The following is a 5,009-nucleotide window of genomic DNA, read 5'->3' as shown; positions in this document are numbered from 1 at the left end:
TGGAACAACGGATTACGGGCGGCAGAGCGGGCCGGGTTCAGCTCATCCACCAGCCGCTCGAACGGCACGTCCTGATGGGCATACGCCGCCAGGTCCGACTCACGAACGCGGGCCAGCAGGTCACTGAACGTAGGGTTCCCCGAGGTGTCGGATCGCAGGACGAGCGTGTTGACGAAGAACCCGGCCAACTCCTCCACCTGCGCGTCCGACCGGCCGGCGACCGGCGTACCGACACAGACGTCCTCGCCGGCGCCCATCCGCGCCAGCAACACCACCAGCGCGGCATGGACCACCATGAACATCGTCGCCCCGCTCCGCGCGGCCAATTCCGCCAATCGCGCATGCGTGGCCGCGTCCACGTCGATCGGCACCGCACCGCTGCGGAACGACGGCACCGCCGGACGCGGACGGTCAAAGGGCAACACCGTCTCCTGCGGCGCCCCCTCCAATGCGCGACGCCAATGCTCTACCTGCCCCGCACCCGCACTCTCCGGGTCGTCCAGATCTCCCAGCACCTCCCGCTGCCACAACGCGTAATCCGCGTACTGCACCGGCAACGGCTCCCAACCCGGCTCGGCACCCGACAAGCGGGCCCGATAGGCGATCTGAAGGTCGTTCGCCAGCACACCCATGGACCAGCCGTCCGTTGCGATGTGATGCGCCACCAGCGACAGAACCCACTCCGCCTCCGAGACCTTCAACAGCGTTGCGCGCCAGGGCAGTTCAACTGCCAGATCGAACCCGCGCTCCACCTCGGAGGCGAGCAGTTCCCGCCAACGCTCGCCGGCCTCGACCACCTGAAGCGGGGGACGGCCCTCCGCACCCACGCGGATCTCCTGATACGGCACACCCTCCACATCCGGGAAGACCGTACGCAAACTCTCATGCCGATCCGCCACATCACCCAACGCCGCCTCAAGCGCACCCACATCCAGCCGACCCGAAAGCCGCAGCGCCGACGGAAGGTTGTAGGCACCGGCGCCCACCCCCGCGCCGCCCTCCGCGCCCCGGTCCATCCCGTTCAGGAACCACATCCGCTGCTGCGCGAACGACAACGGCACCCGCTCCGGACGCTCCCAACGCCGCAACGCCACCCCCGCCGACACCCCAGCACCGTCGACCAGCCGCGCCACCCCGGCCACCGTCGGCTCCGCGAACACCTCACGGACACCAACCGACACGTCCAGCACCGAACGGATACGCGCGATCAACCGCATCACCAGCAGCGAATCACCACCCAGCTCGAAGAAACTCTCCTCCGCACCCAGCCCGCCCGGCTCCACTCCAAGTACTTCGCCGAACAGGGCGGAGACCGCTTCCTCGGTCGGGGTCGACGGCGCCCGACCGCCGCTCACCGCGAGGTCAGGAGCGGGCAGCGCAGCCCGATCGATCTTGCCGTTGGCCGTCAACGGCAAGACGTCGAGCACGACGACGGCGGCGGGCACCATGTAGTCCGGCAAACGGGTCGCCGCGAACGCCCGCAGTTCGCCACCGTCGACATCGTCGGCATCCCCGACGACGTACCCGACCAGCCGACCTTCCCGCACCACCACCACGGCCTGGTCCACACCGGGATAAGCGGCCAGAGCGGCCTCGACCTCGCCGAGTTCGACGCGGAAGCCACGGATCTTCACCTGCTCGTCCGCCCGCCCCACGAACGCCAGTTGGCCGTCCGCCGTCCAGCGGGCCAGGTCCCCGGTCCGATACATCCGACCGCCATCGCTGCCGTCGCCGTCGCTGCCGCCGCCGAACGGGCAGGCGACGAACCGTTCCGCCGTCAGGTCGGCCCGGTTGATGTAACCGCGGGCAAGCCCTTCGCCCGCGATGTACAACTCGCCCACCACGCCTACGGGAACGGGCCGGAGGAAGGAGTCGAGAACGTAGGTACGGACGTTGGGCAGCGGACGTCCGATCGAGGGCGCCGGGTCCTGACCGGTGATGCCCTCCTCCAACAGGACGGCGGTAGAGATGACGGTCGCCTCGGTCGGACCGTACGTGTTCCACAGCCGGGCACCCGCCCGCCACTTCGCCGCCAGGCCGGCCTCCAACCGCTCCGCACCCAGAACCCAGTTGGCCACTCCGGGAACCGATTCCGGCTCCAGCACTCCCAACAACGACGGCACGACGCTCGCCACTTCGACACCCGCCGCCCCGACCATCCGCGCCAGCGCCGACGAATCCAGCCGCTCCTCGGACGAGGCGATCGCCAACGTCCCCCCGGCCGCCAAGGTCACCGCCACATCCAGCACCGCCGCGTCAAAACTGAACGACGCGAACTGCAACGCCGTCACGCCCGTCTCGACACCCAGGACCGGACGCATGGCGGTGGCAAGGTTCGCCACGGAGGCATGAGCCACGGCGACACCCTTCGGCCGCCCCGTCGAACCCGACGTATAGATCACATACGCCAACTGATCGGACGGATCGGAAGCGATGTCCGGCAGACCACCCTCATCGCACCCCAGCTCGTCGAGCAGAACCGTCTCGACGTCCGCGGACAGCCGACCGGCAGTCCCGGGCGTCACCAGCACCAGCTCGGCGTCGCTGTCAGCGACCATGAACACGAGCCGCTCCGACGGGTACTCCGGGTCCAGCGGCACGTACGCCCCACCGGCCTTCCACACCGCCAGGATCGCCACGACCATCTCGGCCCCGCGCGGAAGGCACAGCCCCACCCGCGACTCACGACGCACGCCTCGGCTGACCAGCCCCCGCGCCAGGGCATCGGAGCGCGCATCCACCTCCGCATACGACAGCGCCCGTCCCCCCGACCACAGCGCAGCCGCATCCGGAGTCGCAACGACCCACTGATGGAATCCCTCGAGCACCGACGTCGTGTCCACGTGCTGGTCCGTGGCATTCCATGCCTGGACGACCGCCACCCGCTCCGCTTCGTCCAGTACCGCAACGCCGCTCAGCCGCAGCTGCGGGTCGGCCGCTACCTGATCCAGCACCCGCACCAACCGCTCCGCCAGCCGACGCACCGTCCCCTCGTCGAACAGATCCGCCGCGTAGAGGAAGCCGCCCCGCAGACCATCGGCAGCACCGTCATCCAGGCGCCGCTCACTCAACGAGAGCGACAGGTCGAACCGCGCCGCGGGAGCCGCCCCGGGCGGGACGTCCTCAACGGCCAACCCATCGAGATTCCAGTGCGCCTCGGCAACGTTCTGGAGTGCCAGCATCACCTGGAACAAGGGGCTGCGGGCCCCGGAGCGCGCCACGCCGAGTTCGTCGACGAGCCGCTCGAACGGTACGTCCTGGTTGGCGTACGCGGCCAGGTCGGCCTCGCGCACCCGCCGCAGCACCTCGGCGAACGACGGATCACCGGAAGCATCGGACCTCAGGACAAGGGTGTTGACGAAAAGCCCGGCCAGCCCCTCCACCTGCGCGTCCGACCGGCCGGCGACCGGGGTGCCGACGCACACGTCCTCCCCCGCGCCCATCCGCGCCAACAGCACCACCAGGGCGGCATGGACCACCATGAACATCGTCGCCCCGCTCCGCGCGGCCAACTCCACCAACCGCGCATGCGTCACCGCGTCGACTCCGACCGGGACGGTCCCGCTGCGGAACGACGGCGCCGCGGGCCGCGGACGGTCAAACGGCAACACCGTCTCCTGCGGCGCCCCTTCCAACGCGCGGCGCCAGAAAGCAACCTGCCCCGCACCCGCACTCTCCGGGTCGTCCAGCTCCCCCAGCACCTCCCGCTGCCACAACGCGTAATCCGCGTACTGCACCGGCAACGGCTCCCACCCCGGCACCACACCCGACAGGCGCGCGCGATACGCAGCCTGAAGGTCATCAGCCAGCACACCCATCGACCACGCATCCGTCGCGATGTGATGCACCACCAGCAGCAGAACCCACTCCGCCTCCGAGACCTTCAACAACGTGGTTCGCCACGGCAGTTCCACCGCCAGATCGAACCCGCGCCCCACCTCCTCCTGCATCAGCTCCCGCCAGCGATCGCCGGCCTGCACCACCTGAAGCGGGGGACGGCCCTCCGCACCCGCACGGATCTCCTGATACGGCACGCCCTCCACATCCGGGAAGACCGTCCGCAGACTCTCGTGCCGATCCGCCACATCACCCAACGCCGCCCTGAGCGCCTCAATGTCGAGACTCCCGGCAAGGCGCAACGCAAGAGGCATGTTGTAGACAGCGCCCGTGCTCTCGACGTCAGCCTCTTCCATGTGGTTGAGGAACCACATCCGCTGCTGCGCGAACGACAACGGCACCCGCTCCGGACGCTCCCGCGGCGCCAACACCTCAACCGTCGACGCCCCAGCACGGTCGACCAGCCGCGCCACCCCGGCCACCGTCGGCTCCGCGAACACCTCACGGACCCCGACTGACACGTCCAGCACCGAACGGATGCGCGCGATCAACCGCATCACCAGCAGCGAATCACCACCCAACGCGAAGAAACTCTCCTCCGCACCCACGCCCTCCAGACCCAGCACCTCCGCGAACAGAACACACAACGCCTCCTCCATCGGAGTCTCCGGACCACGGGAGCCGCCGGCACCGAGTTCAGGGGCAGGAAGGGCGGTGCGATCCACCTTCCCGTTCACCGTCAACCGCAGCGCCTCAAGGACGACGACCGCCGACGGCACCATGTAATCCGGCAGACGGGTCGCCGCGAACGCCCGCAGCTCGCCACCGTCCATTACGTCGGCATCCCCGACGACGTATCCGACCAGCCGGCCCTCCCGTACCACCACCACGGCCTGGTCCACACCGGGATAAGCAGCCAGGGCGGCCTCGACCTCGCCGAGTTCGACACGGAATCCGCGGATCTTTACCTGCTCATCCGCACGCCCGACAAAGGCCAACTGCCCCTCACTACCCGGCAACCACCGCACCAGATCCCCGGTCCGATACATCCGCCCACCCTCACCGAACGGGCACGCAACGAACCGCTCCGCCGTCAAATCCGCACGCCCCGCATAACCCCGCGCCAAACCAACCCCCGACACATACAACTCACCCACCACACCCACCGGCAC

At 69.2% G+C, this 5,009-nt stretch carries 1 protein-coding gene; it reads right to left on the bottom strand.

The window, feature by feature from the left end:
- Nucleotides 1-4,886: amino acid adenylation domain-containing protein (locus tag ACIPAE_RS39740; RefSeq protein ID WP_402452333.1), on the bottom strand; the 4,886-nt coding region annotated here is incomplete at its 3' end.
- Between the last annotated feature and the right edge of the window lie 123 nt (nt 4,887-5,009).

It is taken from the genome of Streptomyces sp. NPDC087270, assembly GCF_044744625.1.
Taxonomy (GTDB): Bacteria; Actinomycetota; Actinomycetes; order Streptomycetales; family Streptomycetaceae; genus Actinacidiphila.
The sequence above is the reverse complement of the archived record's forward strand: the minus strand, read 5'-3'. Positions and strand labels throughout refer to the sequence as shown.